Here is an 18053-nt window from a genome sequence, read left to right on the forward strand (position 1 = left end):
GGAAGGCTCTATTCGGATGTCGGCAGGGGAACGGCCGTCGTCGCGGCGTGGGAGAAGCGGCGCTTGCCGAGACGGGTGATTCTGAGGCGCGAGGGGCAGTTCGGGTCGGGACAGGCGATCTCGGCGTCGCTCGTCATCCAGTCGTTGCGGTGAGTCGGCCGCTGCTTGGCCGCGAGGAGGGGCAGCACCGAGGCGAGCGAATAGATCGAGATGCCCTGTCCCGGCGGCAGATGCAGCATCTCGCCGCGAAGCTCGAAATGATCGCCGACCACGGCGCCGCAATAGAGCTTCGCGCCGGGCGGCGCCACCACCTCGACCCGGAGGTCGTAGAGCTCGAAATGATCGTCGGATGGCTCCGCCATCGCTGCCTCGTCGCGTCGGATGGCCTGCCCTCTTGAGACTTGGGTCAAGCCATGTAGAACAAACCGTCCGGGCGGCGGCAGGAGCCGGCGCGCCCGCCTCTGGTCTGGCCCACGCATGCTCGAAGTGCAATCGGTTTCCAAGTCTTTCGACGGTTTCCGCGCCGTCGACGACGTGTCGTTCAGCGTCGCGCGCGGGTCGATCGTCGGGCTGATCGGGCCGAACGGCGCGGGCAAGACGACGACGTTCAACCTGATCGCCGGGACGCTGACGCCATCCGCGGGCAGCGTGCGCATCGACGGCCGCGCCGTCGAGCACGAGCCGGCGCACCGGCGCATCGCGGCGGGCCTCGCACGCACCTTCCAGATCCCGAAGCCCTTCGGCGAGATGTCGGTGCTCGAAAATGTCCTCGTCGCCGCGCAGGACCAGGCCGGCGAGCGCATCGCGCCGAACCTCTTCGCACGCGGCGCCGTGCGGCGGCGGGAGAAGGCCAACATCGAGCGCGCCCGCGACATCGTCGCCTTCGTCGATCTCGGCAAGGTCGAGCGGCTGCCCGCGAAATCGCTCTCCGGCGGCCAGCGCAAGCTGCTCGAACTCGCGCGTGTCCTCATGGCGAAGCCGAAGCTGATCCTGCTCGACGAGCCGGCCGCCGGCGTCAATCCGGCACTGCTTGAGACGATCATGGAGCGGATCGAGACGATCAATGCTGACGGCGTCACCTTCCTGATCATCGAGCACAATATGGATCTCGTCGGGCGCCTCTGCGGCGAGGTCATCGTCATGGCCGAGGGGCGGGTCCTCGGGCGCGGCGCGCCGTCCGAGATGGCGCGCGATCCGCGCGTGATCGAGGCCTATCTCGGCGGGGCGCCGGCATGAGCGTGTCGCCCGTTCTCCTCGCCGAGGATGTCGAGGCCGGCTATGAGCCGGGCCTGCCGATCGTCAAGGGCGCCTCGATCCATGTCGGCCGCGGCGAGATCGTCGTGGTGCTCGGCCCCAATGGCGCCGGCAAATCGACGCTGATCAAGGCGATCGCCGGCCTCGTGCCGGTCTCGCGCGGGCACATCGCGCTGAATGGCGAGGCGATCACGCATCGTCCGGCTCATTTGATGGTCAGGCTGGGCCTCGCCTTCGTTCCGCAGACGGAAAACATCTTTGCGACCATGACGATCGAGGAGAATCTTCAACTGGCGGGTCATGTCGCGCCGGCGGCGGAAAGAACGAGCCGCATCGAGGCGATGTTCGCGCTGTTCCCCGACCTCGCCAACCGACGCCGCCTCGCGGCTGGCCGTCTCTCGGGCGGGCAGCGCCAGATGCTTGCCGTCGCGCGCGCACTGATGATCGAGCCCTCGGTGCTGATGCTGGACGAGCCCTCCGCAGGTCTCTCGCCCAAGCTCGTCGGCGAGGTGTTCGCCAAGCTCGCCGAGATCCGCAAGACCGGCGTCACCATCCTGCTGGTCGAGCAAAACGCCCGCGCCGCGCTCGCCATCGCCGACCGGGCCTACATCCTCGCCGATGGCCGCAACCGGCATGAGGGCTCGGCCGCGGCGCTTGCCGCCGATCCGGATATCGCCGCGCATTATCTCGGCCTCGGCGGCGCGGATGGTCCGATGCGGGGGATTGCGCCATGAGCCTGCAATTCCTCGCCGACGGGCTCTTTGCCGGCGCGCTGATCGGGCTCGGCGCGGTCGGGCTGACGCTGACCTATTCGATCCTGCGCTTCTCGAACTTCACCCATGGCGATTTCATCTCCTGGGGCGCCTATCTGACGCTTGCCATCGTCGGCGGGATCGCCGGCGTGATCGCGCCGGCCGGCCGCTTCATGCCATTCTCCTTTGGCTGGCCGCTGATCGTCGCCGGCCTTCTCGCCATGGCGCTGACCGGGCTTCTGGCGCTCTTGCTCGACTCCGCGCTGTTCAAGCCGCTGCGCCGCACCGGCCATGGCATCGTCATGGTGATCGCGAGCTTCGGCGCCTCGCTGGCGCTGCGCGCGCTGCTCGAATTCCTGTTCACGTCCGAGCCGGCCTATTTCAGCCGTGCGATCCAGATTGCCGTGCCGCTCGGCCTCGGCATCCGCGTGACGCCGGACCAGATGGCGATGATGGGCCTCGCGCTCGTCGTGGTGATCGCGATGCATCTCCTGCTGACGCGCACCCATATCGGCCGCTCGATGCGGGCGGTGAGCGAGAACCCGGCGCTGGCGCGGGTCGTCGGCATCGACGTCGCCGCGGTCATCCGCGCCACCTGGCTGATCGGCGGGGCGCTTGCGTGCGTCTCCGGCATCATGCTCGGCATCACCGTGCAGATCCGCCCGCAAATGGGCTTCGACCTGCTGCTGCCGCTCTTCGCCGCCGCCATTCTCGGCGGCATTGGTAGCGTCTGGGGCGCCATCCTCGGCGGGCTGATCGTCGGCATCGCCGAGGCGGCCGCCGTGCAATGGGTCGGCGCCGAGTTCCGCTCGGCCGTCGCCTTCGTGCTGCTGATCGCCGTCCTGCTCATCCGCCCGCGCGGTCTGTTCGGAGTGCGCGAGGGATGATCGATCTCGTCGGCTACGGCGCCTTCTTCCTCGTCAACGCGCTGATCTTCGGCGTGATCTGTCTTGGCCTCAATCTGCAATGGGGCCAGACGGGCCTCTTCAATGTCGGCGTCGCAGGCTTCGTCGCCATCGGCGCCTACGCCTCGGCGATCCTCACGACGCCGGAAACGGCGGATCGGATCGGCGGCTTCGATTGGCCGATCCTCGCCGGCTGGCTTGCCGCCATGCTGCTGGCCGGTGGCGCGGCGGCGCTGATCGGGCTCGCGACCTTGCGGCTCCGCGCCGACTATCTTGCCATGACGACCTTCGGCATCGCGGTGACGATCCAGGTCGTCGCGCTGAACGCCACGGGGCTGACCGGCGGGCCGTTCGGCATCGCGTTCATCCCGCGGCCCTTCGCCGGCCTCGCCGAGACGCCGATCGCGTTCAACGCCGCCAATCTGGCGCTCACCGGCGCGGTGACGCTCGGCCTGTTCCTGCTGCTCGAAATGCTGACGCGCAGCCCGTTCGGGCGCGTGCTGCGCGCGATCCGCGAGGACGAGGCCGCGGCCGCCTCGCTCGGCAAGAGCGTCAATTTCTACCGCCTGCAGGCCTTCGCGCTCGGCGGCGCGATCATGGGGCTTGCCGGCGCCATGCAGGCGCATTTCATCGGCTTCATCGCACCCGACAATTATCTCTCGATCCTGACCTTCCAGGCCTGGGCGATGCTGATCGTCGGCGGCTCCGGCAATAATCGCGGCGCGCTGATCGGTGCCGTGGTCGTCTGGGCGCTGTGGAGCCTGTCGAGCCTTGCCGTCGGCTCCTTCGTCGCGCCGGCCTTTCAGGCCCGCGCCGCGGCGTTGCAGATCGTGGCGATCGGCGTCGCGCTGGCGGCAATCCTGATCATCCGCCCGCGCGGCCTGATCGGCGAACGCGCTATCGTCTCGCGCGATGTCGAGGCCATGGCAGGGGAAGCGGGAACGGACTAGGCGGTCAGGGACTGAGACTTGTCCCGGCCGGCGCCCGCGCGAAACCCTTGCTCGCCGCCAGCATGGCCCGCGTATAGTCCTCCGTGACCGAGCCGTCGCGGAGCGCGGCTGCCGTCGTCGTCTCGACCATTCGGCCGCCGCGCATGACGATCAGCCGCTCGCAGAGATGCGCGACGACGGCGAGATCGTGGCTGACCAGCATATAGGAGAGGCCGAGATCGCGCCGGAGCTGCTCCAGCAGGTTCAGGATCTCCGCCTGCACCGAGGCGTCGAGCGCCGAGGTCGGCTCGTCGAGCAGAACGATGCGGGGCCGCAGGATCAGCGCGCGCGCAATGGCGATGCGCTGACGCTGGCCGCCCGAAAGCTGGTGCGGGTAGCGGAAGCGATAGGACGGTCCGAGCCCGACTTCGTCGAGCGCGGCGAGGATGCGCGGCTGCGGATCGGCGACGCGGTGGATCGCCAGCGGTTCGGCGAGGATCTGGTCGACCGTGTGGCGCGGGTGCAGCGAGGCATAGGGGTCCTGGAACACCATCTGCACCGCGCTGTAGAAGGCGAGGCCGCGCGGCATGGCGAGGGGCGTGCCATCGAGCAGGATCGTTCCGCCCGCCGGCTTGTTGAGGCCGGTCACCGCGCGCAGCACGGTGGATTTGCCGGAGCCCGATTCCCCGACGAGGCCGAGCGACTCGCCCGCCTGAAGCGCGAAGGAGAAATCCTCGACCGCCGCGATAGTGAGCCGGCCAACGCCGAACCGCACCGACAGATTGCGCGCTTCGAGGATCGCCCCGGCCATGGTCAACGCGCCCAGTCGGGATCGCGGGTGAGCACCGGCAGCGGGTGTCGGTCGCCGGAGAGCTTCGGCACGCAGCCCATCAGGCCGCGCGTATAGGGATGCTGCGCCTGGTCGAGGTTTCCCGACGAAAGCTCCTCGACGATCCGGCCGGCATACATGACCAGGATGCGGTCGCAGAACGAGGCGACCATTTCGAGATCGTGACTGATCAGGATCAGCCCCATGCCGCGCTCGGCGACGAGCTGGTCGAGGATGCGTAGCACCTCGATCCGCACCGTGACGTCGAGGGCGGAGGTAGGCTCGTCGGCGATCAGGAGATCCGGCCCCGTGATCAGCATCATCGCGATCATCACGCGCTGGCCCATGCCGCCGGAAACCTCGTGCGGATAGAGCGCCATCACCCGGTCCGGCTGGCTGATCTTCACGGCGTCGAGCATGGCGCGCGCCGCCTCGCGCGCCTCCGCTTGCGACACGCGTTTATGGGCGCGATAGGCTTCGACGATCTGCTGGCCGACGGTCATGACGGGATTCAGCGAATAGCTCGGATCCTGCATCACCATGGTCATGCGGCTGCCGCGCAGGCTCCGACGGAGTCGTGGCGGTGCTTCCATGAGGTCGATGCCGTCGAAGGCGAGGCGCTTCGCCGTGACGATGCCAGGCTTGGCGGTCAGGCCGAGAATGGCGCGGCCGGTCTGCGACTTGCCCGATCCGCTCTCGCCGACAATGCCGAGCCGTTCATGGCCGAGCGTGAACGAGACGCCGCGCACCGCCTCCAGCATGCCCTGCGCGAGCGGGAAGCGGACATGAAGGTCCTCGACCTCGAGCAGCGACGGCTTCATCGCGACGACCTCGGGTCGAGCGCGTCGCGCAGGCCATCGCCGAGCAGGTTGAAGCCGAGGCTGACGACGAAGATCGCGACGCCCGGAACGGCGGCAACCCACCAGTGATCGATGAGGAAGCGCCGCCCCTGCGCGATCATCGTGCCCCATTCGGGCGTCGGCGGCTGCGCGCCGAGGCCGAGGAAGCCGAGGCCGGCGGCGGTCAGGATGATGCCGGCCATGTCGAGCGTCACGCGGACGGTGACCGAGGAGAGGCAGAGCGGGACGATGTGCTTGAGCAGAATGCGCGCGGAGGAACCGCCCTGGAGGCGGACGGCGTGGATGAAATTGCTGTTTCGGATGGTCATGGTCTCGGCGCGCGCCAGCCGCGCATAGGGCGGCCAGGCGGTAATGGCGATGGCGATGATCGCATTCTCGATCCCCGGCCCGAGCGCCGCGACGAAGGCGAGCGCGAGGACGAGGCGCGGAAAGGCGAGGAAGATGTCGGTGATCCGCATCAGGATGCGGTCGCTCCAGCTGCCGAAATAACCCGAGACCGTGCCGATAGCGAGCCCGATCGGCGTTGCGATCACGCTGACGAGCACGACCACGGCGAGCGTCAGGCGCGAGCCATAGAGGAGGCGCGAATAGATGTCGCGCGCCTGGTCGTCCGTGCCGAGCCAGAACACCGGCCCCGGCGGCAGGAGCCGTTGCGTCCTGAGATCGCCGCTTTCGATCGGCGAATGGGTGGCGAGCAGCGGCGCGAAGATCGCGACGAGGACGAGCAGCACGACGATGACGAGCCCGGCCATCGCGGTCGGGTTGCGGGCGAGGCGGCGGAAGACTTGATAGAAATGGCCGAGGCGCGCCTGCAGCCGCGATTGCGGCTCGGCCGTCGTCAGCCACGCCGCGAGCGATGGCGAAGCGCCCGCCATCAGCGCGTCCTCGGATCGAGCAGGCGGTAGAGCAGGTCGGACAGGAGGTTCAGCGTCACGAAGGCGGCGCCAACGATCAGCGTGCCGCCGAGCACGGCGTTCATGTCGGCGTTCTGCAGCGAGGAGGTGATGTAGGAGCCGATGCCCGGCCAGGCGAAGACCGTCTCGGTCAGCACCGATCCTTCGAGCAGCGTCGCATAGGAGAGCACGATGACGGTGAGAAGCGGCACCGCCGCGTTCCGCAGCGCATGGCGCCAGACGACGCGTGCCTCGGAAAGGCCCTTGATCCGCGCCGTGACGACATATTCCTGCGCGAGCTCGTTCAGCACGAGGGCGCGCGTCATCCGGCTGATATAGGCGAGCGAGAAATAGCCGAGCAGGGCGGCCGGCAGGATGATGTGCGAGAATGCGTTCCAGAACACGTCCATCTGCCCCTGCATCAGGCTGTCGACCAGCAGCAGGCCGGTCGTCGGCGTGACCAGATAGTCATAGGCGATGTCGAGCCGGCCCGGCCCGCCGACCCAGCCCAGATGCGCATAGAACAGCAGCAGAGCCATCAGCCCGAGCCAGAAGATCGGTACGGAATAGCCGACAAGCCCGACGATGCGCACGATCTGGTCCATCAACGTGCCGGAGCGCACGGCGGCGAAAACGCCGAGCGGCACGCCGATCAGCGTTCCGATCAGCGTTCCGAGCGTCGCGAGCTCGATCGTCGCGGGGAAATAGCGGCGGATATCCTCGATCACCGGATTGGTGGTGAGCACGGAGCGGCCGAAATCGCCGGTGATCGCCTTCATGAAATAGATGCGGAACTGCTCGATCAGCGGCAGGTCGAGCCCCATCTCGGCGCGCACACGGTCATAGACCGCCCCCGACGCGCGATCGCCGACCACGGCGAGCACGGGATCGATCGGAACCACGCGGCCGATGACGAATGTCACGACGAGGAGGCCGAACAGCGTGATCGCCAGTGTCAGCAGGAAATCCGCAAGACCGCCGGCGAGCCCGAGCGCGGCCCGCGCGCCGCGCCGCGTCCGGTCATGGTCAGCGGCCGGGGCCTCGAGGTTCACTCCTTGCTCGCGCCCGTCACGAGGTTGTTGTCGAAGGACGGGCCCATGACGAAGTCCTTCACATTGTTCCGCAGCGCGGCGACCTCGGTGCGCTGGAACAGGATCACGAAGGGTCCGGTCTCCATCACCTCGCGCTGCATCGCCTCATAGAGCGCGGCGCGCTTCTGCGGATCGCGCTCCAGGATCGCAGCCTCGACCTCCGGCCCGAGCTTCGGCGTCTCCCAGGCATTGCGCCAGGCGAGTGTCTTCGCCGTGGCATTGTCGGCATTGTTCGGGTTGGACGCGAAGGTCTGCGCATTGCTGTGCGGATCCTGATAATCCGCGCCCCAATCGCCGATATAGATGTCGTGCGTGCGCGAGCGATATTTGGTCAGCGTCTGCTTGCCGTCGCCGGGAATGATCTCGACCTTGACGCCGCCCTTGGCGAAATTCGCCTGGATCGCCTCGGCGATGCCCGTCACCGGCTGGGTCGAGCGCACATCCATCGTCACGGTGAAGCCGTCGGGATAGCCCGCCTTGGCGAGCAGCGCCTTGGCTTTCTCCGGATCGAAGGTGAAGGGCGTGTCGTTGACCGCGCCGAGGAAGCCCTTCGGCAGGAAGGCCTGATGCACGGCGCCGAGATGGTTCATGATCGTGTCGCCGATCGCGCCATAGTCGACCAGATATTTGAGGGCCTGGCGGACCTCCGGCTTGGCGAGGATCGGGTTCTTCTGGTTGAGCCCGAGATAATAGAGCGTGCCCTTGGGAGAGCTCTGGATCCGGATTTCCGGGTTCTTCGCGACGGCGTCGATATCCTCCGGGCCGAGATTGCGGGCGATGTCGATATCGCCCATTTCCAGCAGGATGCGCTGCGTCGCCTGTTCCGGCAGATGGCGGTAGATCACGCGGGCGAGCGGGGCAGGGGTGCCGGAATAGTTCGGGTTGCGTTCCAGCACGACCACTTCATTGGCGCGCCAGTCGCGGATGGCGAAAGGTCCCGAGCCGGCATAATGCGTCTTCAGCCAGCCATAGCCGAGATCGCCATCGGCCTCGTGCTCCAGCACCAGCTTCTTGTCGACGATCGAGGCGACCGAGGAGGTGAGGGCGTAGAGCGCGAAGCTCGGCGCATAGGGACGGTCCATCGTGAAGTCGACGGTGTATTCGCCCGTCGCCTTGATGGCGTCCTTCACATTATCCTTGGTGATGCCGAACTGGTTGAGGATGAAGGCCGGCGACTTGTCGAGCAGCACCGCACGCTGCAGCGAGAAGGCCACATCCTCCGCCGTGATCGGATTGCCGGAGGCGAACTTCCGCCCCTCGCGGATCTTGAACGCGATCGTCTTGCCGTCGTCCGACACCGTCCAGCTTTCCGCCACGACGCCGAAAATCTTCGACACGTCCTGCAGGTCGTAGCCGATCAGCCGCTCATAGGTGTTGCCCGCAATCTCGGATGTCGAGAACTCGAACAGCTCGGCCGGATCGAGCGAGATGATGTCGTCGATCTGCCAGGCCTGGACGAGCGTATCCTTGGGCGTCGCAGCCAGAACCGGTCCGGCCAAGGCGGCGACGAGACCGGCGGCGACCAGCGCGGCCGCCGCGCGGTTCCTGAAAGCGCTGAATCGCATGATCCATCCCCGTTCGAACAAACAGTGACGGAAGTGTGCCTCTCCGCCGGGGCGGCGTCCACACGCAAGATGCAGCCGGGGAGGGCACCCATTCGCCCCTCTCCCCGGCCGTAACTATTCGGGCCGAAGCGCCGGGAGCTTACCAGCGCTGGTGAACGTGCGGCGCGATCCGCTCCTGATAGATGGCCCGGACCTTCTCCATCGTCGCAGGAGAGAGCGGCGCGAGCGCGCTCGCCGCCGCATTGTCCTTCGCCTGGGCCGGGTTCTTCGCGCCCGGGATCACCACCGAGACAGCCGACTCCATGAGGATCCAGCGCAGCGCGACCTGCGCCATCGTCACGCCGCCGGGCACGATCGAACGCAGCGCCTCGACGGCGTCGAGTGCCACGTCATAGGGAACGCCGGAGAACGTCTCGCCGACGTCGAAGGCCTCGCCATGGCGGTTGAAGTTGCGGTGATCGTCGGCCGCGAAATGCGACGCCGCGGTCAGCTTGCCGGTGAGGAGCCCGCTGGCGAGCGGCACGCGCACGATGATCGCGACATCCTTTCGCTGCGCCTCGCCGAAGAAGAGCTGCGACGGCCGCTGGCGGAACATGTTGTAGATGATCTGCACCGAGGCGACGTTCGGATATTCGAGCGCCTTCAGCCCTTCCTCGACCTTCTCGACCGAGACGCCGTAGTAGCGGATCTTGCCGGCCGTCACGAGATCGTCCATCGCGGCGAAGATCTCGGGCCGGTAATAGGCGTCGATCGGCGGGGTGTGCAATTGCACCAGATCGAGCGCGTCGACGCCCAGATTGACGAGGCTGCGATCGATGAAGGCTTCGAGGTTCTTGCGGTTGTAGCCGTCCGAGACATGCGGCGACAGGCGGCGGCCGGCCTTGGTGGCGATGATCGGCCGCTCGCCGCCGCGCTCCTTCAGCGTGTCGCGGATGATCCGCTCCGAACGCCCGTCGCCATAGACGTCGGCCGTGTCGATGAAGTTCATGCCGGCATCCAGCGCGGCGTTGAGGGCGGCCTTGGCATCCCCTTCATCGACACTGCCCCATGCACCGCCGATGGCCCAGGCGCCGAAGCCGATTTCCGAAACCTGCCAGCCGGTGCGTCCGAAGCGGCGTTTGCTGATCGTCACGATCTCTTTCCTCTCCATGTGTCGTTCCGACCGGGCCGGCGCACTGTCAACACCGGCCCGGCGCGTTCATTCAGTAGCGGGCCGGGGCGGCCGGTTTGTTGCCGAGGATGGCGTCGATCCGCTCCATCACGTCGGGGGTCAGCTTGTCGCGGCCGTCGAGCGCGGAGAGATTGTCTTCGAGCTGCGACAGGCGCGAGGCGCCGAGGATGACCGTCGAGACATTGGGATTGGCGAGACACCACAGCAGCGCGAGGTGATGCAGCGGCAGGCCGATCTCGGCCGCAAGCGCCCCGAGCTTTTCCACGATCTCCAGCTTCCGGCGGCCTTCCTCGCTCTGCCAGATCTCCTTGAGCCATTCATAGCCCGGCAGGTCGAGGCGGCTGCCTTTCGGAATGCCCTTGGCATATTTGCCAGTCAGGATGCCGGAGGCGAGCGGCGACCAGATCGTGGTGCCGAGGCCGATCAGCGGGTAGAGCGGCAGATAATCGCCCTCGACCTTCTGGCGCTCGAAGAGATTGTACTGCGGCTGTTCCATCGTCGGCGGCGTCAGGCCGAGCGAGCGCGCGACGCCCCAGGCCTCGGTGATCTGCTGCGCCGACCACTCGGAGGTGCCCCAGTAGAGCACCTTGCCCTGCGCGACCAGGTCGTGCATCGCGCGCACGGTCTCCTCGATCGGCGTGTCGATGTCGGGCCGGTGGCAGAAATAGAGGTCGAGATAATCGACCTTGAGCCGCTTCAGCGCCGCGTGGCAGGCATCGGTCACATGCTTGCGGCTGAGGCCGCGCTGCGTCGGCTTGGAGCCGCCCCAGAACACCTTGCTCGACACGACGAAGCTGTCGCGGCTCCAGGCGAGCGCGGCCAGCGCCTCGCCCATCAGCGCCTCGGAGACGCCGGCCTCGTAACCCTCGGCATTGTCGAAGAAATTGATGCCCGCGTCATAGGCGCGCTTCATCATCGCCATCGCGTCGCCCTGGTCGACCTGCTTGCCGAAGGTCACCCAGGAACCGAGCGAAAGCTCACTGACCTGCAGGCCCGAACGGCCCAAACGACGATATTGCATGTGCCCTGTTCCTTCGTTGCGACGGGGGGTCCGCTGCTGCGGCGAGGCCGGCCACGGACTATTCCCGCCCTATCATCTCCTGGCGCGACGCGGCGACGCTCGCCTTCGGCGATACCCCGGCCTTGCCCGATGACGGGTCTATACCCCTGTTTGCCCGAATATGCCGCAGCCTTGCTCAAACTCTCGTGAGCCGCGTCCACAGCGCTTCGCGCTTGAACTTCGGGCGAAGCTGTCGCAGCCTCCGCGGGATGGCTGGGGGACCTACGGATGGTGGCGGCGCTCAAGTCGTGGAAATCGCGCCATCCCGTGCTGTTCGAGCTCTCGATCTCGATCCTGCTCGGCATCCTGATCGAGCTCGCGCTGCTGTCTTTCCAGCCGCCGACGCTGCTGGTCGTGCGCCGCGTCGCCGACGATACCGCCGACCGCATGATCCGCCTCGCGGAGCGCACGACGGATCGTCTCACGGCCTCGCCTGCTTTCACCTTCATCGATATCGATGACACGACATGGACCGACTGGGGCTGGCCGCTGGTGACACCGCGCGGCAAGATCGAGGCGCTGCTGGAGCGCGTGGCCCGCTCGGAGCCGCTCGCGATCCTGCTCGACGTCGATCTCGCCTTCCCCGGCGACGCCGACCAGGAAGCCACGCTTCGGCGGTTCCTGGCGACGTATGATCCGGCGGCGCCGCAGCTTTTGCTCGTGCGCTCGCTGATCGACGATCCCGGCGCGGCGTTGCCCGTGCCGCGGCCGACGCCCTATGACGAGGCGGTGAAGGGCAAGGCGAACATCCTCTTCACCTCGCCGCTGTTCGAGCGTGACGGCGACGGCAATGTGCGGCGCTGGCGCCTGTTCGCCGAGGCCTGCGCGCAGGATAAGCCGCTCGTCATCCCCTCGATGCATCTCGCGGCCGCGATGATCGCGCGCCAGGCGATCCACGGTGCGCCACCGGGCGACCCGGCGCCCGCGCTCGATCGCATGCGCACCGGCCTCGCGCCATTCCTCCCGGCCAACTGCAGCGGACATGAAGCCGAGCGCGAGGGCGTCATCGACGATTGGCCAGCGGCGATCCCGATCGCTGTCGCGCATGACGACGTCAGCAAGCGCGTCATCTATCGCGTTCCCTGGAAGACCGGCGCGGTCGGGCTGGGCCCGATGGTCGAGAGCCCGACGGGCGGGGAGACGCAGCTCGTCGCCGTGCGTCCGGCACGCCTCGCGCTCGCGGCCGACGGGGCGGCGCCGCTGCCCGGCCTCAAGGGGCGGATCGTCGTGATCGGCGGCAGCTTTGCCGGCAGCGGCGACTGGCACGACACGCCGATCGGCCGCATGCCGGGCTCGCTGATGATCGTCAATGCCGTCGAGGCGCTGACGCAGAACGGCACGCCGCGCGAACCCTCGCCGATGGAGCAGATCACGATCAGCCTGACCATCATCGTGCTCGCCTCGCTGCTGACCTCGTTCCTGCGCCCCTCCGTCGCCGCCTGGGCGCTCGCCTTCGGTATCTTCGTGCTGATGGTCGTCTCGATCAGCCGCTTCAAATCCGGCGTCATGCTCGATCTGGCCGTGCCGGCCGTCGGCGCCGTGCTGCACGATCTCGGCGAGGCCGTCCTCAAGGTGGTGCGGGAGGTGCGGGCGCAGGGATGGCGCTGGATCCTGAAACCGCATGAGCATTCGCCGGCCATTGTAGCGGGGGCGGGCCATAGCGATATTCATGCCGATATCCAGCACGATGTCGGTTCGTCTGCCGGGGAGGGTGGTACGAAATGATGCGATGGATCACCGCGATTGTGCTCCTTGCCGCCGCGCCTTTTGCGGCGCTGGCGAGCGGCAAGCCGGTCGAGATCGGCTATGTCGAGAGCTTCGACCGCCCAGCCGACGCCTATGTCATCGTGAGCGACGGCGTGGCGAAGAAGGTCGCGATCCTCGCGCCGATCCTGAATGGCGACGTGATCGAGGTGAAGGACCCCGCCGCCAGCATCACGCTTCGCCTGGTCGGACGCGATGATCCGATGATCATCTCCGCCGCCAATCAGGGCACGCCCGTCACGACCGAGGTGCCGCAGAAGAGCTTCTGGTCGGGCCTGTTCGACTGGACCAGCGCCTCCGTCGAGGTCTTCGACGAGGAACAGCGCGAGCAGGTCTCGGCCTCGATCCGCGGCGACGACGAGAAAGAGCTTTCCGTACCGCTTCTGGCCAGCCCGCAGACGCTGGTCGCAGGCAAGCGGGCGCTCGCTATCGGATGGCCCTCGCCGCGTACCGTCGAGATCCGGATTCTCAAGAAGGGTGGGCAGGTCGTCGCAGAAGGACGTCCTTCGGGCGGGCTCTGGCTGACGCCCGCGATCGACTGGAAGGTCGGCACTTATCGGATCGAAATTGCGGCCGGGGGCGATACGGTGCGCCAGACGCTCCAGTTCATCGGCCCCAAGAAGGCGCCCAAGCTGCCGGCGGAACTCTCCGATCCCGCCGCGCCGGCGCCACTTCGCGCCAGCGCGACGGCGGCTTTCTATGCCGCCAGCGACCCCGCTTATGTGCTTGAGGCGCTGCAATATGTGGCGCCGGACGCGCGCACGTCGCGGCCGGCCAAGCTGCTGACGCTCGCCCTGATCGACGGCAAGCGCCCCGCGCCGCCGCCGGCTCCGTGAACCGTCAGAGCCTGGCCGGGCCGCTCTCGCCAACGACGGCGAAGGGCGCCCAGACCGCCGGATGCGCGTAGGCGCCGGATGGCGCGTCGATGAGTTCGACCATCGCACGTCGGATCGCCTCGGCCCGGCCGAGCGTGGGGTCGGCCTTCATATGCGAGAAGGCCGAGGTGGTGATCAGCACCGCCGCGTCGGTGCGCACCGGCCAGTGCGAGACGAGCAGGGCCCGCGCGCCGGCATAGAGAAAGGCACTGGCGAGCCCGGACATCGCCTCGCCGCCGAGGCTCAACCCGGCGGCGGTGTTGCAGGCCGACAGCACGACCCAATCTGCATCGAGCTTCATCGACGCGATCAGGCTGGCGCGCAGCAGCCCGTCATCCTGCGCCGTCGGCGCGCTGGGCGGCGTCATCACGAGCGCGGGTTCCGAGATCGTGCCGTCCTGGCTCGCCATCTCGCCGGCCAGCAGGCCATGCGTTGCGAAATGCACGATCCGGTAGTCGCCGAGATGCGCGGCGAGCACGGCCGGCACGGTCGCCTGCTCGCCGGTGTGAACGCTGTCCGCCGGCCCGTCGACGCTTTTGGCCACGCAGGCGAGTTCGAGCGCCGTCTCAGGCAGCGGGCAAAGCGCCCGGACGGCCTCGACGTCGGCGAGTTCGCCGCCGCCGCGGAAGACGCTGTCGATCCGCGCCGCGCCGGCCGCGACCAAAGTCGCATTGGCCGCCGCCGGCGCGCCGATGCTCGGGCAGGCCGAGGCGACCTGTGGCTCGGCGCAGTCGAGCCCGCCGACCAGAGCCGGGTCGCCGAAGCCGATATAGGGGTTGGGCGCGCGGCTCCCCGCAGCGGCGTGAGCCGCGCGCAGCGCTGCGGCGGATGGCAGGACCGCGACGGCATTCGAGCGTGCGAGGAAGGCGACCTTGGCGAAGGCCTCTCCTTTCGGGAATTTGGTGGGCTGCGGCGCGGTGACCAGCACCTGGAAGGGCAGGCTCGCCAGCGGATCGGGCGCGACGACGAGCAGCGTCTTGCCGGCCAGCATCGGCGCAAGCTCGCCGAACAGTTCGTCATAGAGGTGGTAGGCGAGATCCGCGTCGAAGGGCAGATCCTTGCCGTCCGGCTCGGCGCCGACGAGCTGGAGGCAGCCGGCCCGGCCGTCCTTCGTCGCCCATTGGCCGACATCGAGCCCACAGCGCAGCGCCTGCACCGCGCCGGTCAGCTTGGTCTGGCCGATCGAACCGGCGCGCCACCGGGCGCCCTCCCGCGTGATGACGAAGGTGAAGTTCGCCTCGCCGTTTCCCCCGCCGAACGGCGCGAGCAGAACGAGCGCTTCATCGGGGCCGAGCAACCCCTGCGCTTCGGCGACCGTGAGCGGCTTCGGGTCGGCGAGGCGGGCATAGTCGGGAAAGCCCTTCTCGATCTCCGCGCTGATCTGCGTGATGCGCGCCGCCATCGCCGCGAATTGCTCGCGTCCTGCCGCCTCCTTGGCGAGGTCCCGCCGTTCGGCCGGCTGCGAGAACGCCGCGGTCAGAGCAGCCTCGAGCGCGCGGTGCTGGCCGGCGAGGTCCTGACGCTCGCGGATGAGAGCGGCGAGGGCGCTATTCCCGACCGCAAAGCGCGCCGTCGTCAGCGCCAGCGCCTCGGCCGCCTTGCCGCGATGCACCTGCTGCGCGGCCTGGAATGCCTCGTCCATCAGCGCGGCGGAGGCTGCCGGATCGGTGGGTGCGAGGCGGCTTGCGGCATTCAGGAAGCCGAGGATCGTGCGGGCGACCTCACGCTCGTCGACGGCCGCGCCGCGCGCATTCGGGCCGGCCTTCTGCAATTCGCGATGCGCGAGATAGGTGGCGAGAGCGGCGCGCAGATAAGTGAGCGCCTTGGCATTGTCGTTCCGCCCCAGTTCCACCCAGCCGATATTGTTCGCCGCATGCGCGGTCTGAGGATTATCGGCGCCGTAGCGGTCCGTCGTCTGTTTCAGCACTGTCTCCAGCGCCGGCGCCGCCTCGTCATAGCGCTGCATAAGGCCGAGCAGCACGCCGGCATTGCTGAGCGCCAGATTGGTGTTCGGATGGTCGGGGCCGAAATATTTCGTGTCGAGCTCATAGGCCTGCCGGAAATAGTCCAGCGCCTTCTCGTAATTGCCGGAGAACTGATAGGCATTGCCGAGATTGACGAGCGCGTCCGCGGTCGACTGCCGGTCATAAGCGCTCTTGCCGCGCTGGAAGATCTTGAGGATCCGCTCCAGGATGGGCAATCCCTTCTCGGTCTGGCCCGTCTTCAAATAGAGGACGGCCAGGGAGTTCAGCGCTTCCGCCGTGGCCGGATCGTTCTTGCCGGCGTCGCGTTCGGTGATCGCGAGCGAGCGCTGGAGCAGCGGCTCGGCCTCGGCGAAGCGGCCCTGCATCATGTAGAGCTCGGCGAGCGACGAGAACGGCAGCGGGCTCGGATTGCCGCGCTTGCCGCTGGCCGATTCCGCTTCGACGATCAGCTGCTTGAACGCCGTCTCGGCCGCATCGAACTGGCCCGCCCGCATCAGATTGCGGGCCTTCAGCGCCGCGATGATCGGCAGAGCGTTGCGGCCGCGCTTTCCGAGCGCGTTGGTAAGCTCCGTTGCGCGATCGAGCGCCGCATTGGATTCGTCGAGCCGGCCGGCATCGGAGAGATCCATGGCCTGATAGATCAGCGCCTTCGCGTCCTCCGACGCGATGGGCGTGACGCGCCCGACGATCGGGGGCGAGGCCGGCTGCGGCAGCGTCGGCGCGGCGCCTTCCGCCGGCCGGCAGAAGGCGACCACGAGCACGGTTGCGAGGAGCAGTCCCGAAACGAGCCGCATGCACACCTCCCTGCCAACGGGCGCGCCATCGGCTGCACGCGAAGGCCCCGTCCGGATTGCGCCACGCAAGCTTCGCCTGCCGGCGGGCCGTGTCAAGCGGCCGGATCGGACCATGCCGGCGGAGGCCGAACCCTCCTGAAACGGCGAAGGGTCGCCCGCCGGAAAGCGGACGACCCTTCGGACCCGTAAATGGTGGACTTCAGGCGAGGTCGATCGACCGCTGCTCCTTGATGCTTCTCTCCGCCGCCAGCACGATGCGCAGGCTGTTCACCGCCGCATCCATCGACTCCGAGAGATCGAGGTTTTCCTGGATCGCCTTCAGGAAGAAGGCCTGCTCGCGGTCGCACAATTCCTGATGGCCGGGCTCGTCCTCCATCGAGATGATCTCGTCCTTCTTGACGAAATTCTTGTCGGGGCCGACCTCGGCATAATGGATCTTGAGCGCGTCCGTCTTCACGTGACGGTCGATATCGGCGGAATCCGAGACTTCCTCGGTCGTGTCCTTGCCGCTCTCGGCCTGTCCTGCGACGATCGAGACGGCGCCCTTGGGGCCGACGACGTCCTTCACGAAATAGGCGATCTCGCTCATCATCGGGCCCCAGCCCGCCTCGTACCAGCCGACCGAGCCGTCATCGAAGGTGACATGCAGATGGCCGTAGTTCTGCTGCGCGGCCTCGGCCCAGAGCTTGGCGCCGATGCCGTGCACGCGCACCGGCTTGGCGCCCGTCAGCTGGCACATCACGTCGACATAATGGACGCCGCAATCGACGATCGGGATCAGCGAGTCGATCAGGTTCTTGTGCCAGGTCCAGGCCGGGCCGTTGCTCTGCTGGTTCAGATTGAGCCGCATGACGAGCGGCTTGCCGAGGCCCTTGCCGAGCTCGATGAACTTTATCCAGGAGGGGTGGACGCGAAGGATATAGCCGAGCACGAGCTTGCGGTTCTTCGCCCGCGCCAGCGCGACGATTTCCTCGGCGTCCTCGATATTGGTGGCGATCGGCTTTTCCATGAAGACATGGGCGCCGGCATTCATCGCCTTGATGGCATATTGCGCATGCGTGTCGGGATAGGAGTTGATCGAGACCGCATCGGGCTTGGTGGCCGCGAGCGCCTCGTCGAAATCCTCGAACAGCGGGTAGCCCGCGAGTTCGGCCGGGATCTTGCGGCTCTTCATGGTCGGGCTCATCAGGCCGACGATCTCGAAGCCGGGATTGCGGTGATAGGCGCTCGCATGCGACGCGCCCATATTGCCGAGGCCGACGACGAGAATCTTCACGGGTGCGGGCATTGGTTCCTCCTCACATTTCTCGTGGCGGGCGGCTCTGA

16 protein-coding genes are annotated in these 18053 nt (G+C 67.6%); 6 read left to right on the plus strand and 10 right to left on the minus strand.

Features of this window, described 5'->3' with window-relative positions; all coding sequences use genetic code 11:
• Positions 1-8 precede the first annotated feature (8 nt).
• On the minus strand, positions 9-362 hold the full coding sequence (locus GGR25_RS02690) for a TIGR04076 family protein (RefSeq protein WP_183397168.1): 354 nt from the start codon (positions 360-362) through the stop codon (positions 9-11).
• A gap of 115 nt (positions 363-477) precedes the next feature.
• On the opposite strand from GGR25_RS02690, the gene GGR25_RS02695 reads away from it, so the two are divergent.
• Genes GGR25_RS02695 through GGR25_RS02710 form a run of 4 tightly spaced genes read left to right on the plus strand, consistent with a single transcriptional unit; the run spans position 478 to position 3861 of the window.
• Complete coding sequence (locus tag GGR25_RS02695; protein WP_183397169.1) at positions 478-1236, plus strand: ABC transporter ATP-binding protein; 759 nt, start codon at positions 478-480, stop codon at positions 1234-1236.
• On the plus strand, positions 1233-1988 hold the full coding sequence (locus GGR25_RS02700) for an ABC transporter ATP-binding protein (RefSeq protein WP_183397170.1): 756 nt from the start codon (positions 1233-1235) through the stop codon (positions 1986-1988). The genes GGR25_RS02695 and GGR25_RS02700 overlap by 4 nt, the downstream gene beginning before the upstream one ends.
• Positions 1985-2893 (plus strand): branched-chain amino acid ABC transporter permease, encoded by a 909-nt coding sequence (locus tag GGR25_RS02705; protein WP_183397171.1) that lies wholly within the window; start codon positions 1985-1987, stop codon positions 2891-2893. Before GGR25_RS02700 ends, GGR25_RS02705 begins: the two co-directional genes overlap by 4 nt.
• Positions 2890-3861 carry a branched-chain amino acid ABC transporter permease gene (locus GGR25_RS02710; RefSeq protein ID WP_183397172.1) on the plus strand — a complete coding sequence of 324 codons (972 nt, stop codon included), beginning with the start codon at positions 2890-2892 and terminating at the stop codon, positions 3859-3861. Before GGR25_RS02705 ends, GGR25_RS02710 begins: the two co-directional genes overlap by 4 nt.
• 4 nt (positions 3862-3865) lie before the next feature.
• Here GGR25_RS02710 and GGR25_RS02715 read toward each other — a convergent pair whose 3' ends face one another.
• The 7 genes from GGR25_RS02715 to GGR25_RS02745 form a co-directional block, all read right to left on the minus strand.
• Positions 3866-4651: an ABC transporter ATP-binding protein gene (locus GGR25_RS02715; protein ID WP_183397173.1), complete on the minus strand. Its 786-nt coding sequence runs from the start codon at positions 4649-4651 to the stop codon at positions 3866-3868.
• A 2-nt stretch (positions 4652-4653) separates the two neighbouring features.
• Positions 4654-5490, minus strand: a complete 837-nt coding sequence (locus GGR25_RS02720) for an ABC transporter ATP-binding protein (protein ID WP_183397174.1) — start codon at positions 5488-5490, stop codon at positions 4654-4656.
• On the minus strand, positions 5487-6404 hold the full coding sequence (locus GGR25_RS02725; protein ID WP_183397175.1) for an ABC transporter permease: 918 nt from the start codon (positions 6402-6404) through the stop codon (positions 5487-5489). The genes GGR25_RS02720 and GGR25_RS02725 overlap by 4 nt, the downstream gene beginning before the upstream one ends.
• Positions 6404-7384: an ABC transporter permease gene (locus GGR25_RS02730; RefSeq protein WP_210299808.1), complete on the minus strand. Its 981-nt coding sequence runs from the start codon at positions 7382-7384 to the stop codon at positions 6404-6406. The genes GGR25_RS02725 and GGR25_RS02730 overlap by 1 nt, the downstream gene beginning before the upstream one ends.
• 86 nt (positions 7385-7470) lie before the next feature.
• On the minus strand, positions 7471-9078 hold the full coding sequence (locus GGR25_RS02735) for an ABC transporter substrate-binding protein (RefSeq protein ID WP_183397177.1): 1608 nt from the start codon (positions 9076-9078) through the stop codon (positions 7471-7473).
• Positions 9079-9217: 139 nt separating this feature from the next.
• Complete coding sequence (locus GGR25_RS02740; protein WP_343067970.1) at positions 9218-10204, minus strand: aldo/keto reductase; 987 nt, start codon at positions 10202-10204, stop codon at positions 9218-9220.
• Positions 10205-10280: 76 nt separating this feature from the next.
• Complete coding sequence (locus GGR25_RS02745; RefSeq protein WP_183397179.1) at positions 10281-11270, minus strand: potassium channel beta subunit family protein; 990 nt, start codon at positions 11268-11270, stop codon at positions 10281-10283.
• A gap of 267 nt (positions 11271-11537) precedes the next feature.
• Here GGR25_RS02745 and GGR25_RS02750 point away from each other — a divergent pair, with 267 nt between their 5' ends.
• On the plus strand, positions 11538-13034 hold the full coding sequence (locus GGR25_RS02750) for a CHASE2 domain-containing protein (RefSeq protein WP_183397180.1): 1497 nt from the start codon (positions 11538-11540) through the stop codon (positions 13032-13034).
• Positions 13031-13909 (plus strand): hypothetical protein, encoded by an 879-nt coding sequence (locus GGR25_RS02755; protein WP_183397181.1) that lies wholly within the window; start codon positions 13031-13033, stop codon positions 13907-13909. The genes GGR25_RS02750 and GGR25_RS02755 overlap by 4 nt, the downstream gene beginning before the upstream one ends.
• Before the next feature lie 4 nt (positions 13910-13913).
• On the opposite strand, the gene GGR25_RS02760 is transcribed toward GGR25_RS02755, so the two are convergent.
• On the minus strand, positions 13914-16727 hold the full coding sequence (locus GGR25_RS02760; RefSeq protein WP_183397182.1) for a CHAT domain-containing tetratricopeptide repeat protein: 2814 nt from the start codon (positions 16725-16727) through the stop codon (positions 13914-13916).
• 199 nt (positions 16728-16926) lie between these two features.
• Positions 16927-18015, minus strand: a complete 1089-nt coding sequence (locus tag GGR25_RS02765) for a Gfo/Idh/MocA family protein (RefSeq protein ID WP_183397183.1) — start codon at positions 18013-18015, stop codon at positions 16927-16929.
• Positions 18016-18053: the final 38 nt, after the last annotated feature.

Source organism: Kaistia hirudinis, assembly GCF_014196455.1.
Taxonomy (GTDB): domain Bacteria; phylum Pseudomonadota; class Alphaproteobacteria; order Rhizobiales; family Kaistiaceae; genus Kaistia; species Kaistia hirudinis.